Raw genomic sequence first — 21,424 nt, forward strand, 5'->3', positions numbered from 1 at the left:
CGGGTGCGCTCGGCCACCGGGCGACCCACTCTGGGTGGAGTCATGCACACTCGGAGTCAGGAGGCCTCATGCGTCGTCCCTTTGCCCGTGCTCTGGCGGGAGCGCTGACCCTGGCGGCGGGAGCGGCCGCGGCGCCGTTCGCCCAGGTGCCGCAGGCGGCCGCGGACAGCGTGGTGATCGGCGGGAAGCCGGTGAAGGTGGCCGACAGCCCCTGGGTCGTCGCCCTCGCCAGCCGTGACCGGTTCGGGGGTACGCGGGGCGGGCAGTTCTGCGGAGGCGTGGTCGTCTCCCCGACCAGGGTGCTGACGGCCGCGCACTGTCTCGGCAGCCAGGTGCTGGGCGGCCCGGTCGAATCCGTGGCGGACTTCCGGGTGATCGCCGGACGTACGGAGCTCCGGGCGGCCGACGGCCGCGAGATCGCGGTGCGCGGGGCGCGGGTGAACCCGGCCTACGACCCGGTGAGCAACGCCGGGGACCTCGCCGTTCTGGAGCTCGCCGAGTCGGTGCCGGCGGACCACGTGCTGCCCATGGCCGGGGCCGGGCACTCCGCCTACGCGGCCGGGACCGGCGCCGCGGTGTACGGCTGGGGCGACACGAGCGGTTTCGGTGACTACGCGTACGGGCTGCGTGCCGCGGCGGTGACGGTGCTGGCGGACACGGTCTGCGAGCGCGCCTACCCCGGGGACGCGGACGGCCGGTACCGCGCGGAGTCCATGGTCTGCGCGGGAGACAGCGGCGGGGGCAAGGACGCCTGCCAGGGCGACAGCGGCGGGCCGCTGGTGGCGCAGGGGCGGCTCATCGGCCTGGTCTCGTGGGGCCGGGGCTGCGGCCGCGCCGACAGCCCCGGGGTCTACACGCGTGTCGCACCGTTGGTCGACTTCGTGCTGGCCCCCGAGACGGGCGCGCAGCCCGCGAAGGTACGGGACATCCGGCGGGACGTCCGCGGGGCCTCCGGGCCGTACGCAGGGCCCGTACAGGGGCATCGCACGCCGTAGCCACCGGGTCGCGGATGTGAGGACGGGCGGCACCCCTGGGTCTCAGGGGTGCCGCCCGTCGACCGGCCTAGCCGGTCCTGGCTCGTCGGATGCGAGGTGCAGGCCTTGTGTCAGCGGTCCTCGGGTTCGGCATGGGCAGCCGGAGCGGACGTGAGCCGCTCGGTCTCATCCTGTATTTCCGCGGCGATCTTCTTGAGTTCCGGCTCGAACTTGCGCCCGTGGTGGGCACAGAAGAGCAGTTCACCGCCGCTCAGCAGGACGACGCGCAGATATGCCTGGGCGCCGCAACGGTCGCATCGGTCAGCGGCCGTCAGCGGGGTCGCGGGTGTCAGAACAGTAGTCACGTCGCCTCTTCTCTAGCTCGACGAGCTGTCGTACCAGGGTCAACATCCAACCAGGCCGAAAACGTTCCCGCTCGCGGCTTTTCCTCGAAACTTCCTTCCGAAGCTGGCCGGCTGTTGCCGGTTGGCGGCGAAGGAGCCGTATTGCGTTGCTTTACGGTTTCGCGTTGTCAGTCGTGCGCTTGTTGCAGTTCCATCCTCCCCCGGCGAGAGTGCCAGGTTGTTCATGAGGACGTGCCCGAACCCTAAATGGTTCATGCGCGGAAGGGAACGTGATGTTTCCTTCACCCGCGCGGGGGATCGAACACTCGTGCGGATCTGGACTAGGCTGCAGAAAGGGCGAGGGTGGCGTTGCATCGGCTCTACCTGGCCTCGGTACCCTTCGAGCGGCACCCGAGCCACCCCTGCGCCCGACCGGGCCAGAAAAGAAATTCAGCGAGGAGCGAACTGCGTGACCGCCGACACGTCCGTGCCTTCCAGCGCGCTGCTGTCCGGAGCAGACCGGGACGGTTCCAACTACACCGCGCGGCACCTGCTCGTCCTCGAAGGGCTGGAGGCCGTCCGCAAGCGCCCCGGCATGTATATCGGCTCCACCGACAGCCGGGGCCTCATGCACTGCCTGTGGGAGATCATCGACAACTCCGTCGACGAGGCCCTGGGCGGCTACTGTGATCACATCGAGGTGATCCTCCACGAGGACGCCTCCGTCGAGGTCCGGGACAACGGCCGCGGTATCCCCGTGGACGTCGAGCCCAAGACCGGCCTGTCCGGCGTCGAGGTCGTCATGACCAAGCTGCACGCAGGCGGCAAGTTCGGCGGTGGCTCGTACGCGGCCTCCGGCGGTCTGCACGGCGTCGGCGCCTCCGTGGTCAACGCCCTCTCCGCCCGCCTCGACGTCGAGGTCGACCGCAACAGCGCGACCCACGCCATCAGCTTCCGCCGCGGCGTGCCGGGAATGTTCACCGAGCAGGGCGCCGAGAGCCCGTTCGACCCGGCCAACGGCCTCCGCAAGGCCAAGCGCGTCGCCAAGGGGAAGACCGGCACCCGGATCCGCTACTGGGCCGACCGGCAGATCTTCCTCAAGGACGCCCGCCTCAACCTGGAGACGCTCTACCAGCGCGCCCGCCAGACCGCCTTCCTCGTCCCCGGCCTGACCCTGGTCGTTCGCGACGAGCGCGGCATCGACGGAGCCGGCAAGACCGAGGAGACCTTCCGCTTCGACGGCGGCATCAGCGAATTCTGCGAGTACCTGGCCCAGGACAAGGCCGTCTGCGACGTCCTGCGCCTGACCGGCACGGGTACCTTCAAGGAGACCGTCCCGGTCCTCGACGACCGCGGCCACATGACGCCCACCGAGGTCACCCGCGAGCTCGGCGTGGACATCGCCCTGCGCTGGGGCACGGGGTACGAGACCAACGTCAAGTCCTTCGTGAACATCATCGCCACCCCCAAGGGCGGCACCCACGTCTCCGGCTTCGAGCGCTCGGTCGCCAAGACCGTGAACGAGGTGCTGCGCTCGGCCAAGCTGCTGCGCGTCGCCGAGGACGACGTGGTCAAGGACGACGCGATGGAGGGCATGACGGCCGTCGTCACCGTCCGCCTCGCCGAGCCGCAGTTCGAGGGCCAGACCAAGGAGGTGCTCGGCACCTCCGCGGCCACCCGGATCGTCGCCGCCGTGGTCGCCAAGGAGCTCAAGGCCTTCCTGACCTCCACCAAGCGCGACGACAAGCAGCAGGCCCGCGCCGTGATGGAGAAGATCGTCGCGGCTGCCAGGACCCGGATCGCGGCCCGTCAGCACAAGGAGGCGCAGCGCCGCAAGACCGCGCTGGAGACCTCCTCGCTCCCCGCGAAGCTGGCCGACTGCCGCAGCGACGACGTGGACCGCAGCGAGCTCTTCATCGTCGAGGGCGACTCCGCCCTGGGCACCGCGAAGCTCGCCCGGAACTCGGAGTTCCAGGCGCTCCTGCCGATCCGCGGCAAGATCCTCAACGTTCAGAAGTCCTCGATCTCGGACATGCTCAAGAACGCCGAGTGCGGAGCGATCATCCAGGTCATAGGAGCCGGATCGGGCCGGACCTTCGACATCGACGCCGCCCGGTACGGCAAGATCGTGCTGCTCGTCGACGCCGACGTCGACGGCGCGCACATCCGTTGCCTGCTGCTCACGCTCTTCCAGCGGTACATGCGACCGATGGTCGAGGCCGGCCGGGTCTTCGCGGCCGTGCCCCCGCTGCACCGGATCGAGCTGGTCCAGCCGAAGAAGGGCCAGGACAAGTACGTGTACACGTACTCGGACAACGAGCTGCGCCAGACCCTGCTGGAGTACCAGCGCAAGAACATCCGGTACAAGGACTCGATCCAGCGCTACAAGGGTCTCGGCGAGATGGACGCGGACCAGCTGGCGGAGACCACCATGGACCCCCGCCACCGCACCCTGCGCCGGATCAACATCGGCGACCTGGACTCGGCCGAGCAGGTCTTCGACCTGCTCATGGGCAACGAGGTGGCTCCGCGCAAGGAGTTCATCACGAGCTCCGCGGCGACCCTGGACCGCTCCCGCATCGACGCCTGATCCGGGTGCCGCCGCAGTGCGGCGGCACCCGACACCACAGGCGCCACGGCATACCGGCGCTCATCACTCCATCACCTGTTGGAGTGAAGTGCGCCGGTACACCAGTCCGGAAAGCGCCCATTCCGCACATCCTTGTGGGCACGCGGCCAATGCGGCGGCGGACAAGGAGTGTTCGGTGGACAAGCACGAAGGTCGTGATACCGGAACGATCCGGCTGGACGACCCCTGGTACGACGCGCTGGCCGTCGGGTGGGGCGAGGGTGAGGAAACGTCCCGGCCGACCCCGGTCCCCGGTGGCGGACGTCCCGCGCCCGGCGCATCCGACATCTACCTCGAAGTGCAGCGCAGCGCCGCCTTCCAGGAGGTGCGCACCCGCTACCGCAGGTTCGTCGTCCCCGCCACCGCCGGGTTCTTCCTCTGGTACGTCGCCTATGTGGTCGCCGCCACCGCCGCGCCCGGCCTCATGGCCCGGCCCGTGGTGGGCGCGGTCAACGTGGCCATGCTGGCGGGGCTCGGCCAGTTCCTCAGCACCTTCCTGCTGACCTGGGCGTACGCGCGGCACGCGCGGTTGCGCCGGGACCGGGCCGCGCTCGATCTGCGCTGGACCGTCTTCGAGCAGGAGCGTGGCCAGGACCGGACCCGGGCGAGGAGGGCCGGCCGGTGACCACCGAGCACCAGACCCTCGCGCTGATCCTGTTCAGCGTCTTCATCGCCGTGACCCTCGGCATCACCACCTGGGTCAGCCGGAACCGGCACGGGTCGGCCGAGGAGTTCTATGCCGGCGGACGACTGTTCTCCCCGATGGAGAACGGTTTCGCCATCGCGGGCGACTACATGTCCGCCGCCTCCTTCCTCGGCATCTCCGGTCTGATCGCCCTCTTCGGCTACGACGGCCTGCTGTACTCGGTGGGCTTCCTCGTGGCCTGGCTCGTGGTGCTCTTCCTCGTCGCCGAACTGGTCCGCAACTGCGGGCGCTTCACCCTCGCCGACGTGGTCGCCGCCCGGATGAGCGAGCGACCGGTGCGGATCGCGGCCGGGACCTCCTCGGTCGTGGTGTCCGTCCTCTACCTCATCGCACAGATGGTCGGCGCGGGCAGCCTGGTCGGCCTGCTGCTGGGGAACACGGGCGCCGTCGCCCGGACCCTCACCGTGGTGGGGGTGGGCGCGCTGATGGTGGTCTACGTATCCTTCGGCGGGATGCGGGCCACCACCTGGATCCAGATCGTGAAGGCCGTGCTGCTGATGGGCGGCGCGATCACCCTGACCGTGCTCGTGCTGCTGCGCTTCCACGGGAACTTCGACCAGTTGCTCAGCAGCGCCGCCGATCGCAGCGGGCACGGCCGGGCGTTCCTGAGCCCCGGCCTCAAGTACGGCGGGGACTGGACCGCCCGCGTCGACTTCATGAGCCTCGGTCTCGCGCTGGTCCTCGGGACGGCCGGGCTTCCGCACATCCTGTCGCGGTTCTACACCGTGCCCACCGCGCGCTCGGCGCGCCGGTCGGTGGTGTGGGCGATCGGGCTGATCGGCGGCTTCTACCTGATGACCATCGTGCTCGGCTTCGGTGCGGCCGCGCTGGTGGGACCGGACGAGGTGCGGGCGTCCAACGCCTCGGGCAACACGGCCGTTCCGCTGCTGGCGGCCTTCCTCGGCGGGGGCGCCGGTACCACCGGGGGCGCGGTGCTGTTCGCCTTCGTCGCCGCGATCGCCTTCGCCACCATCCTGGCGGTGGTGGCCGGTATCACCTTGGCCTCCTCGGCATCCGTGGCGCACGACCTGTACGCCTCCCTCAAGCGCCGGCACGCCCGTCAGCGCAGCGAGGTCGCGGTGGCCCGGGTCGCGGCCGTCGGCATCGGCGCGGTCGCGATCGCCCTCGGACTGCTCGCCCAGGACCTCAACGTGGCCTTCCTGGTGGGGTTGGCCTTCGCGGTGGCGGCCTCGGCCAATCTGCCGGTGCTGCTGTACTCGTTGTTCTGGCGCGGCTTCACCACGCGCGGAGCCGTCTGGTCGGTCTACGGCGGTCTGATTCCGGCCGTGCTGCTGGTGCTCGTCTCGCCGGTGGTGTCGGGCAGCCCCGAATCCCTTTTCCCCGGGGTGGACTTCCAGTACTTCCCGCTCCAGAACCCGGGGATCGTCTCGATCCCCCTGGGCTTCCTGGCGGGCTGGCTGGGCACCGTCACCTCGGGCGAGGAGGCGGACGAGGCGAAGCACGCGGAGACGGAGGTCCGCGCCCTGACCGGCGCCGGTGCGGTCTGAGCGGGCCGGACAGCTCGGTCGGGCAGCCGGGTCCGTCAGGCCGGTCCCTCCGACGGGAGCCAGGTGTAGCGGTGCTCCGGGCGGCCGGTCTCGCCGTAGCGCAGGGCGAGACTGACCCGGGCGGTGCGTTCGAGGAGTTTGACGTAGCGCTGCGCGGTTTGTCGGCTGATGCCCGCACGGTCGGCGATCTGCTGGGTGGACAAGGGGCCTTCGGCCGACCGCAGCACCTGACGGACGAGCTCCGCGGTGCTGGCGGAGTGGCCCTTGGGGAGCTCGTTCGGGGTTCCCGCGGCGGCGAGGGCACCGAAGATCCGGTCGACCTCGGCCTGTTCGGCCTCGCCGCCCGTGTCCAGGGTGCGGCGCAGGGCCCCGTAGGCCTCCAGACGGCTGCGCAGTCCGGCGAAGGTGAAGGGTTTGACCAGGTACTGCAGGGCGCCGAGGCGCATGGCGGCCTGCACGGTGGCGAGATCGCGGGCGGCGGTGACCATGATCACATCGGTGCGGTGCCCGAGCTGTCGTAGGCGCCGGACCAGGTCCAGGCCGTTCTCGTCGGGGAGGTAGTGGTCCAGGAGGACGAGGTCCACGGGCTGCGAGGTGAGGAACTCCAGGGCCTCGGCGGCCGAATGGGCCCGCGCCTTCACCGAGAAACCGGGAACCTTCGCCACGTACGCCGCGTTGATCAGGGCAACACGCACGTCGTCGTCGACGACCAATACGTGGATCGGGGTCTCGTTCACCGCAGGGCCTCCGGGAGTACGACGGAGAATTCCGCCCCTCCGTCCGCTGCTTCACCGGCCCGGGCACTGCCGCCCTGCCGCTCCGCGAGGCGGCGAACGAGGGCGAGGCCCAGCCCGCGCTCGCGGTGGGCCTTGGGCTGCTTGGTGGACCAGCCCTCCGTGAAGATCTCCTCGCGGCGTGCGGCGGGCACCCCGGGGCCGCTGTCGCGCACCCGCAGCACGGCGGTACGGCCCTCCGCGCGCAGCTCCACCTCGACCAAGGGCGTCGCCGAACCGGCGGCCGCGTCCAGGGCGTTGTCCACGAGGTTGCCGAGGATCGTGACGAGACCGCCGGGGTCGACCAGGCGGTCGGGGAGCAGGCTGGTGCCTGCCAGACGCAGAGGGACGCCGCGTTCGGCGGCGACGGTCGCCTTGCCCACCAGAAGGGCGGCCAGCCGTGGGTCGTGGACCTTTTCGGTGACCTGTTCGGCGGTCGTGCGGTGCACGCCGGCGACCTCGGTCACGAACTCCACCGCCTCCTCGTGCAGGCCGAGCTCCAGCAGGCCGAGGAGGGTGTGGAGGCGGTTGGCGTGCTCGTGGTCCTGGGCGCGCAGCGCATCGATCAGGCCCCGGGTGGAGTCGAGCTCGCGGCTCAGGTGCTCCAGCTCGGTGCGGTCGCGCAGGGTGGCGACGGCGCCGCCGTCCTCGGTGGGCATCCGGTTGGCCACCAGCACGCGGGGGCCCTGGACGGTGAGCAGGTCCCGGCCGGTGACGCGGCCCGACAGGACGTCGGCGGTGCGGCCCGCGCCCAGTACGACCTCCAGCGGGCGCCCCGCGCAACCGTCGGCGGCGTCCGGCGGGAGGCCCAGCAGGCGGGCGGCCTCGTCGTTGACCAGCCGGACCCTGCCGTCGGGGGCCAGGGCGATCACGCCCTCGCGGATGGAGTGCAGCATGGCCTCGCGCTCGGCGAGCAGGCCGGCGATGTCGGAGAAGGCCAGATCGCGGGTCTGCCGCTGGATTCGGCGGGAGAGCAGGTACGCCGCGAGGGCCCCGGCCGCCAGGGCGCCGCCGGCGTAGGCGAGCAGACCGGGGATCGCGCCGAGGAGGCGGTCGCGGACGCTGTCGTAGGCGATGCCGACCGAGACGGCGCCGATGATCTCGCCGTCGGCGGCGAGGAGCGGAACCTTGCCGCGGGCGGAGCGGCCCAGGGTGCCCTCGTCGATCTCCATGACCTCGCGTCCCGCCAGGGCGTCGCTCGGGTCGGTGGAGACGGGTAGCCCGATCCGGTCGGCGCTCGGGTGCGAGCGGCGGATGCCGTCCAGGTCGAGCACGACCACGTACTCGGCTCCGGTGGCGCGGCGGATCCGCTCGGCCGAGGACTGCACGGGGCTGTCGGCCGAGGCCCCGGAGGACAGGACCCCGGCGGCCAGCGCGGGGTCGGCCGCGGCGCTCTGCGCGATGGCCAAGGCGCGCCGCATGGCCTGGTCGTCGAGCTGGGCGCTGAGTGGCGCCAGGAACAGTCCGGTCGCCAGTACGGCGACCCCGGCGGCGATGGCCAGCTGGGTCAGCAGGATCTGGGAGACGGCCCGTCTGGGCAGCCCGAGGCGTCGAGCGCTCACGAGGGGGAACCGCATGGGCAGCAACGTTAGGTCGGCTCCGGTGCAAGCGGAATGCTTACGCCCGACTTGTCGGGTACCCCACTTGTGTCATGCCCGGACCGTGTTCCAGGCGTCACTGCGGGTGAAGTGGGTGTCGTAGAGTTCCCGGACCTCCAGCAGGGATTCCGGCGGCACCTTCCCGTAGGCGATCCGCTGGCGTCGGGCGCCGGCTCCCCACATGTCCGGGGCCGGAGCCCGGGTGGGCCCGGCCCGTCACGGCGGCGGCAGCGGCCGGGGCAGCGGAAGTGGCTGGGGCGGGCGGGGTCCGTGGTAGTGCCCGCTCGGCCGCATCCGCAGCGGCCGCTCCTGGTACTCCTCCAGTGCGTGCGCCATCCAGCCCGCCGTACGGGCCACTGCGAAGACGGTCTCCCCGGCCTCCGCCGGCATTCCGCACGAGACCGTCAGCACCGCCAGTGCCAGGTCCACGTTGGCGTGCAGACCGCCCTGCCGGGCCATCACCGCGGCCACCTCGCGCGCCGCGCCCAACGCCGGACCGGCCTGCTCCAGTCCTTCCAGCCGCGCGAAGAGCGCTCGCGCCCGCGGGTCCTCTCCCCGGTACAGCCGGTGGCCGAGTCCGGGAACCCGGCGTCCCGCCCGCAGGTACTCCGCCACCACCGGCGCGGCCCCGCCCTGGTCCAGCACCTCCACCAGCATCCGGTGCGCGAGCCGTCCGGCCGCGCCGTGCAGGGGGCCCTCCAGGGCGCCGAGCCCGGCGGACACCGCCGCGTACGGATGGGCCCGCGCGGAGGCGGCCACCCGTACGGCCAGGGTCGAGGCGGCCAGGTCGTGGTCGACCAGCAGGGCCAGCGCGAGGTCGAGCACGGCCAGCGCGTCTGGGTCCGGCTCCCGCGCCGTCAGCCGCGACCACAACTGCCGGGCGATCCTGCCGTCCCCGGACCAGCGGGCCGGACCCGCCGCGGGGAGCGCGCCGACCAGGGTGGGGATCAGGGCGCGCGCGGAGCCGAGCACCGCCTCCTCGGACAGGTCGAAGCGCAGCGGATCCGCCACCGCGGCGGCGGCTACCGCCACCCGCAACCGGTCGATGGGGCCTCCGTGTTCCGGTAGCGCGGCGACCGCCCGCCGGGCCGCCTCCAGGGCCTGTGGGGGCGGCGTGAACCGGGTCCCGGGCGTGAGGGTGCCCGTCCACAGCCACTCGGCGACCTCCTCGTAGCGGTACCGGGAGGCCAGCTCCACGGCGTCCACGCCGCGGAACCAGTACCGGTCGGGCTCGATGAGGGTGAGCGCCGTGCGGACCGAGAGTTCCCCGCTGGGAGCCGCGGCCTCGCGCCGGCTGCGCCGGGCCAGCGCCTCGACCTCGGCGGCGTCGAAGCTGCTGCCCCGCCCGGCGGGATCGCGGCGGCTCGTGAGCTGGCCCCGGCTGACGTACGCGTACACCGTCGCCGGTTTCACCCCGAGTGCGCGGGCCGCCTCCTGCGTGGTGAGCCTGCGCCCGCCGTCCGTCTGGTCGCTCATGACGCCCACCCTACAGATGGACAGTTATGTTGATTAATCAATATTGACAGCGATTGAATCCATCATGGATGGTCGATCCATGAACACCACCCTGGAAGTACCCCGCGGCCTCGCGGGAGTCGTGGTCACCGAAACCGGTCTGGGCGACGTCCGGGGCCGGGAGGGCTTCTACCACTACCGCCAGTACTCGGCCGTCGAGCTCGCCGCCGCCCGCACCTTCGAGGACGTGTGGCACTTGATGTTCCGCGGCACGCTCCCGGCCGACGCCGCCGCGCGCGCCGCCTTCGCCGCCGAGGTCGCACCCCTGCGCCGACTGCCCGCGGAGGTGTGGGACGCCCTGCCCGCCCTGGCCCGGGCCACCCGGCTCTCCGGCCCCCTGGCCGGGCTGCGCACCGCGCTCTCGCTGCTCGGGGCCTGCGCCGGCTTCCGCCCGGTCTACGACCTCGACCCCGACCGCCGGACCGCCGACGCGCTGGCCGCCTGCGCCGCCGTACCGACCCTGCTGACCGCCCTGCACCGGCTGGGGCAGGGCCTGGAACCGGTGGAGCCGCGGGACGACCTCCCGTACGCCGCCAACTACCTCTACATGCTGACCGGCCGGGAACCCGACCCGGTCCGGGCCCGCGCGGTCGAGCGGTACCTGATATCCACCGTGGACCACGGCTTCAACGCCTCGACCTTCACCGCCCGGGTGATCGCCTCCACCGGCGCCGACGTCGCCGCCTGCCTGACCGGGGCGATCGGCGCACTCTCCGGCCCCTTGCACGGCGGAGCCCCCAGCCGAGCCCTGGACACCCTCGACGCCATCGGGACCGTGGACCGGATCGGGCCGTGGATCCGTGAACGGGTCCTGGCGGGGGACCGGATCATGGGGTTCGGTCACCCCGTCTACCGCACCGAGGACCCCAGGTCCCGCATGTTGCGCGAGATCGCCCTCCAGTTCGGCGGCCCCCTCGTGGACTTCGCCGTCGAGGTCGAGCGCCAGGTCGAGGAGATCCTCGCCGAACTCAAGCCGGGCCGGGAACTGCACACCAATGTGGAGTTCTACGCGGGCGTGGTCATGGAGCTCTGCGGCCTCCCGCGCGAGATGTTCACGCCCACCTTCTGCGCGGCCCGCGTGGTCGGCTGGAGCGCGAACATCCTCGAACAGGCCACCGATTCGAAGATCATCCGTCCGGCCGCCCGGTACACCGGCCCCACCCCGCCTCACCCCGTGCCGCCCCTGCGCTGACGGAGGCCGGCTACGATCGACCGGGTGAACAGCAGGCAGCCCATCCCCGTCGTCGTCCTCGCCGGTTTCCTCGGATCCGGCAAGACCACCGTGCTGAACCACCTCCTCGCCGGTCGCGGGGGCACCCGTATCGGGGTGGTCGTCAACGACTTCGGATCGATCGAGGTCGACGCGATGTCGGTGGCCGGCCAGGTGGGGGACTCGATGGTCTCCCTCGGCGGCGGCTGCCTGTGCTGCGCCGTCGACGGCAGCGAACTCGACGCCTATCTGGAGAAGCTCTCCGCCCCCGTCCACCGCATCGACGTGATCGTCATCGAGGCGAGCGGGCTGGCCGAGCCCCAGGAGATGATCCGGATGCTCATGGCCAGCGAGAACCCGGACATCCGGTACGGCGGCATGGTGGAGGTCGTGGACGCCGCCGAATTCGACGCGACCCGGGCCAGGCATCCGGAGACCGAACGCCACCTCGCCGTCGCGGACCTGGTGGTACTCAACAAGACCGACCGGGTGGACGCGGTCGAACGGGCCCGGATCGAGCGGGAACTCGCCGTGCTCTGTGCCCCGGGCACCCCGGTCGTGGGCGCCGACCACGGGCGGATCGACCCGGAACTGCTCTTCGACCGCAGGCCCTGGACCGAGACCCGAGGACAGCTCTCCTTCGAGGACCTGCTCGCGGAGGCCGACGGCCACGACCGCGGCCACGACCGCTGCGGTCACGCGCACGCCGCCTACGAAAGCACGGAGTTCACCACCGAGCAGGCCCTGTCCCCGCGCCGGTTCATCGACTTCCTCGACCGGCGCCCGGCCGGGCTCTACCGGATCAAGGGCTTCGTCCACTTCGGCGTCCCCGGGCACGAGGAGTGCTACGAGGTCCACGCGGTCGGCCGCTTCCTCCGCTTCGCCCCGAGGCCCTGGGGGCGGGGCGAAGCGCGCGTGAGCCGGCTGGTCCTGATCGGCTCCGGCACCGACGGACCCGGGCTGCTGCGCGAGCTGGAGGCCTGTCGAGAACCGGCCCCGCACGAGGCGGGCCCCGAGAGCATGTGGTGCGTTCTGCGCTACGTGGCCAGGCCCGAGCCCGAGCCCGGGACGGAACCGGAGGCCGAGCCCGCCCCCTCGGACGAGGGCTGAGGGCCCGGACACCGGACCCGCCCCGAGGGGCCGCGGGCCCCACCCGGCCGCCGGGGCCTCGCGGACAGGACACCGTGGCGGGGCTGCCACCCTGATCGACAGGCTCCCTCAGGCGACCTCGACGCCGAACTCGCCCAGCAGGTCCTCCAGACCGCCGCGGTAGCCCTTGCCACCGATCACGAAGTCCCAGTCGCCGTTGGCGCGGTGCCGGAACGAACCGAGGACCAAGGCGGTCTCGCCGGCGCGCCCGTCGGAGACGTCCAGCCGGCCCAGTTCCTCACCGCCGGCGGACAGCAGCCGGATATGGGCGTCGGTGAACCCGGCGAGGTCGGCGTGAGGATCGACCTCCGGGTCGATCGCGGCCACGAGGACCAGCCGGTCGGCCTGCGACGGCAGAGCGTCGAAGGAGACCTCCAGCGCCGCCTTGTCGGGGGCCGCGTGCGCGCGGGCCCGTACCGAACCGTCAGGGGTGCGCGGGTTGTTGAAGAAGACGAAGTGTTCCTCGCTCAGCACCCGGTTGCCCGTGCAGACCAGCGCGCACACGTCGAGGGCGACGGAACCCGACCAGGACAAGCCCAGCACGTTGTGGTCGGCCGGGGGCGTCGGATCGGCCGCCCGCCGGGCCGGGGCCGGGGCGCCACCGCCGAGCCGGCCGCGCAGTCCGTACTGGTGGAGCAGCTCGACCAGGTCCGCCCCGGGAACCAACTCCAGCGGCTTGCCGTTGGCGAAGGTGTACGACCCGGGCCCGAAGGACGCGGTGGTGACCAGCACCCCCTTGTTCGCCCCCTTGTCCTGGACCGTGCCGTACAGATCACGCACGGCCGTCGGTGGCACCGTGTTCCGGTAGCGCTTGACCTGCACCACGATCCGCCCGCCCCGGATCGGCGCCGGGTCCACCGCCTCCACGTCCACCCCGCCGTCACCCGACCGCTGCGTGGTCACCGCCTCCATGCCCATCGCCCGGAACAGCTCGGCGACCAGGTTCTCGAAGGCGATCGGGTCCATCGCGAAGAGATCCGGCTCGTCCTCGTCCGTGTCGCCCACGTGTCCGCCGTGGCTGACGACATCCCCGCCGACCTCGTCGGGCCGGCGCCCCGGGCGTACCGGCGCCAGCTGGTCGGGTCGTGTCGACAGCAGCCCGCCCAGCCCCGAGACCAGACAGTCCACGGCGCTGACCTGCTCCAGCCGCAGTCCGGTGAAGGCGCTGCGCGCCGCCGGCACCGTGGCGAGCACGAACCGCGCCTCCTGACCGGTCGCCGGATCGTGGCAGTCCACGAAGCCGTTGACCACGACCGAGTCCAGTACGTCGTACTCGTCCGCCGCGTACAGCTCGCGCACCACCAGCAGCAGGCACTGGGCCAGCAGGTCCCGGTACAGGGCCCGTCGTTCGGTGACCGGGCGGGGCTTCACCCTGTCCTGGTCCGTGCTCGGCAGGTACTGCACCGCCCGGGCCTCCGGGACCACCGCGTATCCGGGTAGCTCCCAGTCCAGCACCAGCTGGCGCGCGGCCGGGTCGTACGCCGCCGTCACCTGCCTCGGCAGTGCCTCGGGCCAGGCCGTCGAGGCGTACAGGGCGGCCGAGAAGTACTCCACCGCCGCCTCGGCGTCACCCGCGCGCAGCGCGTCGGCCAGCTCCGCGAGCCCGCCGTTGTGCGCCAGTGCCCCCGCCATCTGCTCCGCCGCCCACCGGTCGTACTGCTGGCGGTACGAGGCCAGTTGCCGCCTGCGCTGCGCTTCGGCGGCGTTCGCGGCCTGCCAGGCCTGGGTGTAGCGGGCGTGTGCCTCCCGCTCCGCCTGCGCGCGGTGGTTCGAGCCCAGCGTCCAGCCGCTGCTCTGCCGCTGGAAGTCCTCGATGCGGGGCATCGGTACGGGGTGCGCCAGGGCTCCGGGGTCGAAGGGCTGCAGCCCGTCGGGCCGGGCCAGGGCGGATATCCGGAACGCCGGTGCCCGGCAACCCGCCGCCAGCAGGCCCTTGAGGGCTTCGACCTCGGCGTCGAACTGCGCGGTGCGCCGCAGGGCCTCGGCCTCGCGGTACTGCCGGTGGCTGCGGTTCGCGTCCCGTTCGTGGGCCCGCTGCCGACGCTCGGCCTCCCGCTGCTGGACCAGCTGCGTCTGCTGCTGCCGGCGCTGTGCCTCCGCCCAGTTCCCGATCAGTCCGCTGCCCGCTCGACGGCTCATCAGCTGCGTTCTCCCCCCACCGCGTCCACGGGGAAAACACTAGTCGGCATTCGGGTGGTACGTCCCCCCGGTCGTACCACCCGAATGTCCTCCCGCGCCCTACAGCGCGGTCCCCGCCAGCGCCGCGACCGCCGACGGCAGCGCGGTCCCGGAGCCGTCCCGGCGCGGGTCCACGGCCGGCAGTGCGGCCGGCGTGCCGTTCGCCGCCGCCGCGCGGACGGGGGAACCGCCCGCCCAGGCCAGGACCAGGACGTCCTCGCCCTTCAGGAACCGCTGGCAGCGCACACCACCCGTGGCGCGGCCCTTGCGCGGGTACTGGTCGAACGGGGTCAGCTTCCCGGAGGTCACCGAGTCGTCCAGGGTGCCGTGCGAGCCCGCGACCGTGAAGACCACGGCGTCCCGCGCCGGGTCCACGGCCGAGAAGTGGATCACCTTGGCGTTGTCGGCGAGCTTGATGCCCGCCATACCGCCCGCCGGTCGGCCCTGCGGGCGGACCTGACCCGCCGGGTAGCGCAGCAGCTGGGCGTCGTCGGTGATGAAGACCAGGTCCTCCTCACCCGTGCGCAGCTCGACCGCGCCGACGATCCGGTCGCCCTCCTTGAGGGTGATGACCTCCAGCTCGTCCTTGTTCGCCGGGTAGTCCGGCACGACGCGCTTGACCACGCCCTGCTCGGTGCCCAGCGCGAGCCCCTGCGAGGACTCGTCCAACGAGGTCAGGCAGACCACCCTCTCGTCCGCCTCCAGCCCGGAGAGGAATTCCGAGACCGGGGCGCCGCCCGCCAGGTTCGGCGCGGCGTGCGTGTCCGGCAGCTGCGGCAGGTCGATCACCGACAGCCGCAGCAGCCGACCGTACGAGGTGACCGCGCCGACATCGGCCCGGGCCGTCGCCGCGACCTGCGAGACGATCAGGTCGTGCTTGGCACGGGCGCCGCCCTCCTCCTCCGGCAGCGCCTCGCCGTTCGCGGTACGCGCCAGCAGGCCAGTCGAGGACAGCAGGACCCGGCACGGGTCGTCCGCGACCTCCAGCGGAACGGCCGCCACCGCGGTGCCCGCGGACTCCAGCAGCACCGTACGGCGCTCGGTGCCGAACTTCTTCGCGACAGCCGCCAGTTCCGCGGAGACCAGCTTGCGCAGCTCGCTGTCCGACTCCAGGATCCCGGTCAGCTCGTCGATCTCGCCGGTCAGCCGGTCGCGCTCGGACTCCAGCTCGATCCGGTCGAAGCGGGTCAGCCGGCGCAGCGGGGTGTCCAGGATGTACTGGGTCTGGATCTCGCTCAGCGAGAACCGCTCCATCAGCCGGGACTTGGCCTGCGCCGAGTTGTCACTGTCCCGGATGAGCCGGATGACCTCGTCGATGTCGAGGAGCGCCACCAGCAGGCCCTCGACCAGGTGCAGCCGGTCGCGGCGCTTGGTGCGGCGGAACTCGCTGCGCCGCCGGACGACCTCGAAGCGGTGGTCGAGATAGACCTCCAGCAGCTCCTTGAGGCCCAGCGTCAGGGGCTGCCCGTCCACCAGCGCCACGTTGTTGATGCCGAAGGACTCCTCCATCGGCGTCAGCTTGTAGAGCTGCTCCAGGACGGCCTCCGGGTGGAAGCCGTTCTTGATCTCGATGACCAGGCGCAGGCCGTGCGAGCGGTCGGTGAGGTCCTTGACGTCGGCGATGCCCTGGAGCTTCTTCGAGCCGACCAGGTCCTTGATCTTCGCGATGACCTTCTCGGGGCCGACCGTGAAGGGCAGTTCGGTGACGACCAGGCCCTTGCGGCGCGCCGTCACGTCCTCCACGGCCACCGTCGCGCGGATCTTGAAGGTGCCGCGGCCGTTCTCGTAGGCGTCTTTGATGCCCGAGAGCCCGACGATCCGGCCGCCGGTGGGCAGGTCGGGGCCCGGCACGAAGCGCATCAGCGCCTCCAGGTCCGCCTGCGGGTACCGGATCAGATGGCGGGCGGCCGCGATGACCTCGCCGAGGTTGTGCGGGGGCATGTTGGTGGCCATGCCGACGGCGATGCCGGACGCGCCGTTGACCAACAGGTTCGGGTAGGCGGCGGGCAGGGCGACGGGCTCCCGCTCCTGACCGTCGTAGTTGGCGGTGAAGTCGACGGTGTCCTCGTCGATCGACTCCGTCATCAGCGACGTGGCGTCGGCCATCTTGCACTCGGTGTAGCGCATCGCGGCCGGCGGGTCGTCGTTGCCGAGCGAGCCGAAGTTGCCGTGGCCGTCGACCAGCGGCAGCCGCATGGAGAAGGGCTGGGCCATGCGCACGAGGGCGTCGTAGATCGACGCGTCACCGTGCGGGTGGAGCTTGCCCATGACCTCGCCGACGACACGGGCGCACTTCACGTAGCCGCGGTCGGGCCGCAGGCCCATCTCGTTCATCTGGTAGACGATGCGCCGGTGCACCGGCTTCATGCCGTCCCGGGCGTCGGGCAGGGCGCGGGAGTAGATCACCGAGTACGCGTACTCGAGGAAGGAGCCCTGCATTTCGTCGACGACGTCGATGTCGAGGATCTTCTCCTCGAAATCCTCCGGCGGCGGGGTCTTCGTGCTGCGGCGGGCCATCGCTGCGCGGCTCCTTAACCAAAATGGGGTGTGCTGGCTGTCGGGTGGGGTGTCTCGTCGGGTCTGACGGGGTCTGACGGGGTCTGACTGGGTCTGACTGGGTCCGGCGGTCTTGTGGTGTCCGGCGAGGGTACGACGCGGACCATTGTGGCCCGACGCACCGACAACGCCGACTCCGACCCCGGGGGTCCCCCGGACGGAGTGCGCGGGAGTGACCCGGGAACTTATCCGGCGGTCGGCGCGCTTGCATACAGTGGCAGGTCGATAAGAAATCTCTGCATCGCGATCGAAGGGACCACATGCCCATGGGTCACACGGCCACAGCCCAGGCCGGCTCCGGCGGCCTGACAGCGACCGAGCACCGGCTGGCCAACGGCCTGCGCGTGGTGCTCTCCGAGGACCACCTGACCCCGGTCGCCGCGGTCTGCCTCTGGTACGACGTCGGCTCGCGCCATGAAGTCAAGGGACGCACCGGCCTGGCTCACCTCTTCGAGCACCTGATGTTCCAGGGGTCGGCGAGCGTACCCGGCAACGGGCACTTCGAACTGGTCCAGGGCGCCGGCGGTTCCCTCAACGGCACCACCAGCTTCGAGCGCACCAACTACTTCGAGACGATGCCGACGCATCAGCTGGAGCTCGCGCTCTGGCTGGAGGCGGACCGGATGGGGTCCCTGCTGGCCGCCCTGGACGACGAGTCCATGGAGAACCAGCGCGACGTCGTCAAGAACGAGCGCCGCCAGCGCTACGACAACGTCCCGTACGGCACGGCCTTCGAGCGGCTCACCGCCCTGGCCTACCCCGAGGGCCACCCGTACCACCACACCCCGATCGGCTCCATGGCCGACCTGGACGCCGCCTCCCTCGAGGACGCGCGTACCTTCTTCCGCACGTACTACGCGCCCAACAACGCGGTGCTGTCGGTCGTCGGGGACATCGACCCCGAGAAGACGCTCGCCTGGGTCGAGAAGTACTTCGGCACCATCCCCGCGCACGACGGCAAGCAGCCGCCCCGCGACGGCTCGCTGCCCGACATCATCGGGGAGCAGCTGCGCGAGGAGATCGTCGAGGAGGTCCCGGCGCGTGCGCTGATGGCCGCCTACCGGCTGCCGCACGACGGCACCCGAGAGTGCGACGCCGCCGACGTGGCGCTGACCATCCTGGGCGGCGGCGAGTCCTCGCTGCTGCACAACCGGCTGGTACGCCGCGACCAGAGCGCCGTCGCGGCCGGCTTCGGCATGCTGCGCCTGGCCGGGGCGCCCTCCCTGGGTTGGCTGGACGTCAAGACCTCCAGCGGGGTCGAGATCCCCGCCATCGAGGCGGCCGTGGACGAGGAGCTCGCGCGGTTCGCCGCCGAGGGCCCGACGGCCGAGGAGATGGAGCGCGCCCAGGCGCAGCTGGAACGCGAGTGGCTGGACCGGCTGAGCACGGTCGCCGGCCGCGCCGACGAACTGTGCCGCTTCGCGGTGCTGTTCGGCGACCCGCAGCTGGCGCTGACCGCCGTCCAGCGCGTCCTGGACGTCACCGCCGAGGAGGTGCAGGCCGTGGCCGCGGCCCGCCTGCGCCCGGACAACCGCGCGGTGCTCGTCTACGAGCCGCTCGCGGCCGACGGGTCCGACCAGCACGACGAGTCCGAGGGCTCCGACGAGAACGAGGGGGCGGAGCAGTGAGCGACACGGCAGCCGTCACGATGACCTTCCACCCGCAGCCGCAGGCCGGCGAGCCGCAGCCGTGGGCCTTCCCGGCCCCCGACCGCGGGCAGCTGTCCAACGGGCTGACCCTGCTGCGCTGCCACCGGCCGGGCCAGCAGGTCGTCGCGGTCGAGGTCAACCTCGCCGCCCCGCTGGACGCCGAGCCCGAGGGCCTGGACGGCGTGGCGACCATCATGGCGCGGGCCTTCTCCGAGGGCACCGACAAGCACTCGGCCGAGGAGTTCGCGGCCGAGCTGGAGCGCTGCGGCGCCACCTTGGACGCGCACGCCGACCACCCGGGCCTGCGGGTCTCGCTGGAGGTGCCGGCCTCCCGGCTGCCCAAGGCGCTCGGCCTGCTCGCCGAGGCGCTGCGCGCCCCGGCCTTCGCCGACGCCGAGGTCGACCGGCTGGTGCGCAACCGGCTCGACGAGATCCCGCACGAGCTCGCCAACCCGCAGCGCCGCGCGGCCAAGCAGCTCTCCAAGGAGCTCTTCCCGGCCGACCTGCGGATGTCCCGGCCGCGCCAGGGCACCGAGGAGACCGTCGCCCGGATCGACTCCGCCGCGGTACGCGCCTTCTACGAGGCCCACGTACGCCCCGCCACCGCCACCGCGGTGGTCGTCGGCGACCTGACCGGCATCGACCTGGACGCCGTGCTCGCGGACACCCTGGGTGCCTGGACGGGCAACACCGCCGCCGCCCGCCCGGTGCCGCCGGTGACCGCCGACGACACCGGCCGCGTGGTCATCGTGGACCGGCCCGGTGCGGTCCAGACGCAGCTGCTGATCGGCCGGATCGGGGCGGACCGTCACGACCGGGTGTGGGCGGCCCAGGTGCTGGGCACGTACTGCCTCGGCGGCACCCTCACCTCGCGCCTGGACAAGGTGCTGCGCGAGGAGAAGGGGTACACCTACGGCGTGCGCGCCTTCGGCCAGGTGCTGCGCTCCACCGCCGACGGCAAGGGCGCCTCCATGCTCGCCATCAGCGGCTCGGTGGACACCCCGAACACCGGACCGGCGCTGGAGGACCTCTGGAAGGTGCTGCGCACCCTCGCCGAGGGCGGTCTGACCGACGCCGAACGCGATGTCGCCGTGCAGAACTTGGTGGGCGTGGCCCCGCTGAAGTTCGAGACGGCCGCCTCGGTCGCGGGCACCCTCGCCGACCAGGTCGAGCAGGAACTGCCGGACGACTACCAGGCGCAGTTGTACGCCCAGCTCGCCGCGACGGGCACCGTGGAGGCGACCACGGCGGTCGTTCAGGCCTTCCCCGCGGACCGGCTGGTCACCGTCCTGGTGGGCGACGCGGCGGTCATCGAGGAGCCCGTACGGGCCCTTGGGATCGGCGAGGTCTCGGTCGTCTCCAACTGACGGTCGGGTGACGGCCCCTTGAGGGCCGGCCGAGGCTTTCGGCAAGGGGTTCTGGTGACTTGTCACCAGAACCCCTTTTGTCCGTTTAGTGGTGAGGTTGCTTGTATGCGGTGTGGCGTACGCAACAAAAAGCCGTGTCTGTTTGGCGATTGACTGATGATCCGCCTAGCGTCGGCCGTGCTGTTCGTCAGTTGTGCCCGCCGCACCCGCGGCACCGGACAGCGATCGCCGAGTCCCCGTCAGGCGCGAGCCTGGGGAGCCGGGGACCCACATGAGTCCCTGGGGTGAATCGGACCCCCTCGCAAGAGGAGGCCCGTAGGAGACCTTCCTGCTCCGAACCCGTCAGCTAACCCGGTAGGCGAGAAGGAAGGAAAGGATCAAACCCTTCATGGCGTTTGGCAGTCGTCCCGCTGGTACCGGTAAGCACCGTGGCTCCAGCCGTCTGAGCAAGAAGACCGCCGGTTACGCCGGTATCGCCGCGATCGCCACCACGGGTGTCGTCGGCTCCCTCGCCGCCCCGGCCTTCGCCGCGGACAACCACAGCAGCACCATCGGCCAGGACAACGGCCTCGGTGCCGTCGTCGTCGCCGAGGACCTTGCGGGTGACATCGCCGACCAGGCCGAGTCCCAGCACCGCGTCGCCGAGCAGGACGCCGTCAAGGCGCAGGCCGAGGCCGACGCGAAGCAGCGGGCCGCCGAGGCCAAGCGCATGGCCGAGGCCAAGGCGAAGGCCGAGCGCGAGGCCGCCGAGCGCGCCGCCCGCGAGGAGGAGCGCAAGCGCCTCAACACCTTCGTCGCCCCGGTGGACGGCTCGTACGTCAGCACGCAGTACCACGCGGGCGGCGGCATGTGGTCCTCCGGCAGCCACACGGGCATCGACTTCCACGCCGCCTCCGGCACCTCGGTCCACGCGGTGGGCCTGGGTACCGTCGTCGAGGCCGGCTGGGGTGGCGCGTACGGCAACAACGTCGTCATCAAGCACAACGACGGCACCTACACCCAGTACGGGCACCTGTCCTCGCTGAACGTCTCCGTCGGCCAGCAGGTCACCCCGGGCCAGCAGATCGGTCTGTCGGGCTCCACCGGCAACTCCAGCGGCCCGCACCTGCACTTCGAGGCCCGCACGGGCTCGCAGTACGGCTCGGACATCGACCCGATCTCGTACCTCCGCTCGCACGGCGTCGGTCTCTGACCTCACGCCCCGCGCCTCGCGCCGCTTCACCGAAGACCCCGGCTCTCCGAGTCGGGGTCTTTGTTTTTGCGCCTTC

Annotated in this window: 15 protein-coding genes, 1 pseudogene and 1 riboswitch; of the genes and pseudogenes, 9 read left to right on the plus strand and 7 right to left on the minus strand. The window is 71.8% G+C overall.

What is annotated here, in order from left to right; genetic code table 11:
- The first annotated feature begins 68 nt into the window (after positions 1-68).
- A complete protein-coding gene (locus tag ACGFYY_RS13900) occupies positions 69-995 on the plus strand; it encodes a serine protease (RefSeq protein ID WP_365264161.1) in 927 nt (308 codons plus the stop codon).
- Positions 996-1,105: 110 nt separating this feature from the next.
- Here the strand turns inward: ACGFYY_RS13900 and ACGFYY_RS13905 are convergent, their stop codons facing one another.
- On the minus strand, positions 1,106-1,339 hold the full coding sequence (locus tag ACGFYY_RS13905; RefSeq protein WP_030028922.1) for a hypothetical protein: 234 nt from the start codon (positions 1,337-1,339) through the stop codon (positions 1,106-1,108).
- A gap of 448 nt (positions 1,340-1,787) precedes the next feature.
- On the opposite strand from ACGFYY_RS13905, the gene ACGFYY_RS13910 reads away from it, so the two are divergent.
- The 3 genes from ACGFYY_RS13910 (at position 1,788) to ACGFYY_RS13920 (ending at position 6,161) form a co-directional block, all read left to right on the plus strand.
- Entirely contained in the window at positions 1,788-3,908 is a 2,121-nt protein-coding gene (locus ACGFYY_RS13910; protein ID WP_365264165.1) for a DNA topoisomerase IV subunit B, read from the plus strand.
- A 175-nt stretch (positions 3,909-4,083) separates the two neighbouring features.
- Positions 4,084-4,572: a DUF485 domain-containing protein gene (locus ACGFYY_RS13915; protein ID WP_393709188.1), complete on the plus strand. Its 489-nt coding sequence runs from the start codon at positions 4,084-4,086 to the stop codon at positions 4,570-4,572.
- Complete coding sequence (locus ACGFYY_RS13920) at positions 4,569-6,161, plus strand: cation acetate symporter (protein WP_393709190.1); 1,593 nt, start codon at positions 4,569-4,571, stop codon at positions 6,159-6,161. Before ACGFYY_RS13915 ends, ACGFYY_RS13920 begins: the two co-directional genes overlap by 4 nt.
- 35 nt (positions 6,162-6,196) lie before the next feature.
- On the opposite strand, the gene ACGFYY_RS13925 is transcribed toward ACGFYY_RS13920, so the two are convergent.
- The 4 genes and pseudogenes from ACGFYY_RS13925 to ACGFYY_RS13940 all read right to left on the minus strand — a co-directional run bounded on the left by ACGFYY_RS13925 (position 6,197) and on the right by ACGFYY_RS13940 (position 10,008).
- The gene (locus tag ACGFYY_RS13925; RefSeq protein ID WP_393709192.1) at positions 6,197-6,898 is read right to left on the minus strand and encodes a response regulator; all 702 of its coding nucleotides are present in this window, start codon (positions 6,896-6,898) and stop codon (positions 6,197-6,199) included.
- Positions 6,895-8,511, minus strand: a complete 1,617-nt coding sequence (locus ACGFYY_RS13930; protein WP_393709194.1) for an ATP-binding protein — start codon at positions 8,509-8,511, stop codon at positions 6,895-6,897. Before ACGFYY_RS13930 ends, ACGFYY_RS13925 begins: the two co-directional genes overlap by 4 nt.
- A gap of 72 nt (positions 8,512-8,583) precedes the next feature.
- Positions 8,584-8,691: pseudogene (locus ACGFYY_RS13935) on the minus strand (cupin); the annotation flags it as partial.
- A gap of 57 nt (positions 8,692-8,748) precedes the next feature.
- Positions 8,749-10,008, minus strand: coding sequence for a citrate synthase (locus ACGFYY_RS13940; protein ID WP_365264179.1), 1,260 nt, complete (start codon positions 10,006-10,008; stop codon positions 8,749-8,751).
- Positions 10,009-10,072: 64 nt separating this feature from the next.
- On the opposite strand from ACGFYY_RS13940, the gene ACGFYY_RS13945 reads away from it, so the two are divergent.
- Together ACGFYY_RS13945 and ACGFYY_RS13950 are read left to right on the plus strand one after the other, a co-directional pair.
- Entirely contained in the window at positions 10,073-11,239 is a 1,167-nt protein-coding gene (locus tag ACGFYY_RS13945) for a citrate synthase (RefSeq protein WP_393709197.1), read from the plus strand.
- A gap of 24 nt (positions 11,240-11,263) precedes the next feature.
- Positions 11,264-12,367: a CobW family GTP-binding protein gene (locus ACGFYY_RS13950; protein ID WP_393709199.1), complete on the plus strand. Its 1,104-nt coding sequence runs from the start codon at positions 11,264-11,266 to the stop codon at positions 12,365-12,367.
- 108 nt (positions 12,368-12,475) lie between these two features.
- On the opposite strand, the gene ACGFYY_RS13955 is transcribed toward ACGFYY_RS13950, so the two are convergent.
- Positions 12,476-14,545 carry a restriction endonuclease gene (locus ACGFYY_RS13955; RefSeq protein WP_393709201.1) on the minus strand — a complete coding sequence of 690 codons (2,070 nt, stop codon included), beginning with the start codon at positions 14,543-14,545 and terminating at the stop codon, positions 12,476-12,478.
- Between the two features lie 99 nt (positions 14,546-14,644).
- Entirely contained in the window at positions 14,645-17,101 is a 2,457-nt protein-coding gene (locus ACGFYY_RS13960) for a DNA topoisomerase (ATP-hydrolyzing) subunit A (protein ID WP_393709203.1), read from the minus strand.
- Between the two features lie 305 nt (positions 17,102-17,406).
- Here ACGFYY_RS13960 and ACGFYY_RS13965 point away from each other — a divergent pair, with 305 nt between their 5' ends.
- The 3 genes from ACGFYY_RS13965 to ACGFYY_RS13975 all read left to right on the plus strand — a co-directional run bounded on the left by ACGFYY_RS13965 (position 17,407) and on the right by ACGFYY_RS13975 (position 21,348).
- Complete coding sequence (locus ACGFYY_RS13965; protein WP_393709205.1) at positions 17,407-18,768, plus strand: M16 family metallopeptidase; 1,362 nt, start codon at positions 17,407-17,409, stop codon at positions 18,766-18,768.
- Between the two features lie 20 nt (positions 18,769-18,788).
- Complete coding sequence (locus tag ACGFYY_RS13970; RefSeq protein WP_365264392.1) at positions 18,789-20,156, plus strand: pitrilysin family protein; 1,368 nt, start codon at positions 18,789-18,791, stop codon at positions 20,154-20,156.
- Positions 20,157-20,372: 216 nt separating this feature from the next.
- Positions 20,373-20,532: riboswitch (cyclic di-AMP (ydaO/yuaA leader) on the plus strand.
- Between the two features lie 12 nt (positions 20,533-20,544).
- Positions 20,545-21,348 (plus strand): M23 family metallopeptidase, encoded by an 804-nt coding sequence (locus ACGFYY_RS13975; protein WP_393709207.1) that lies wholly within the window; start codon positions 20,545-20,547, stop codon positions 21,346-21,348.
- The last annotated feature ends 76 nt before the right edge of the window (positions 21,349-21,424 follow it).

It is taken from the genome of Streptomyces sp. NPDC048331, assembly GCF_043201215.1.
In the GTDB taxonomy this organism is placed as follows: Bacteria; Actinomycetota; Actinomycetes; order Streptomycetales; family Streptomycetaceae; genus Streptomyces.

What these genes read in the sequence shown, in the direction of transcription:
- ACGFYY_RS13900 (WP_365264161.1), top strand. Translation starts at nt 69, where the DNA reads ATGCGTCGTCCCTTTGCCCGTGCTCTGGCGGGAGCGCTGACCCTGGCG.
- ACGFYY_RS13930 (WP_393709194.1), bottom strand. Translation starts at nt 8,511, where the DNA reads ATGCGGTTCCCCCTCGTGAGCGCTCGACGCCTCGGGCTGCCCAGACGG.
- ACGFYY_RS13940 (WP_365264179.1), bottom strand. Translation starts at nt 10,008, where the DNA reads ATGAGCGACCAGACGGACGGCGGGCGCAGGCTCACCACGCAGGAGGCG.
- ACGFYY_RS13945 (WP_393709197.1), top strand. Translation starts at nt 10,073, where the DNA reads ATGGATGGTCGATCCATGAACACCACCCTGGAAGTACCCCGCGGCCTC.
- ACGFYY_RS13955 (WP_393709201.1), bottom strand. Translation starts at nt 14,545, where the DNA reads ATGAGCCGTCGAGCGGGCAGCGGACTGATCGGGAACTGGGCGGAGGCA.
- ACGFYY_RS13960 (WP_393709203.1), bottom strand. Translation starts at nt 17,101, where the DNA reads ATGGCCCGCCGCAGCACGAAGACCCCGCCGCCGGAGGATTTCGAGGAG.
- ACGFYY_RS13965 (WP_393709205.1), top strand. Translation starts at nt 17,407, where the DNA reads ATGGGTCACACGGCCACAGCCCAGGCCGGCTCCGGCGGCCTGACAGCG.
- ACGFYY_RS13970 (WP_365264392.1), top strand. Translation starts at nt 18,789, where the DNA reads ATGACCTTCCACCCGCAGCCGCAGGCCGGCGAGCCGCAGCCGTGGGCC.
- ACGFYY_RS13975 (WP_393709207.1), top strand. Translation starts at nt 20,545, where the DNA reads ATGGCGTTTGGCAGTCGTCCCGCTGGTACCGGTAAGCACCGTGGCTCC.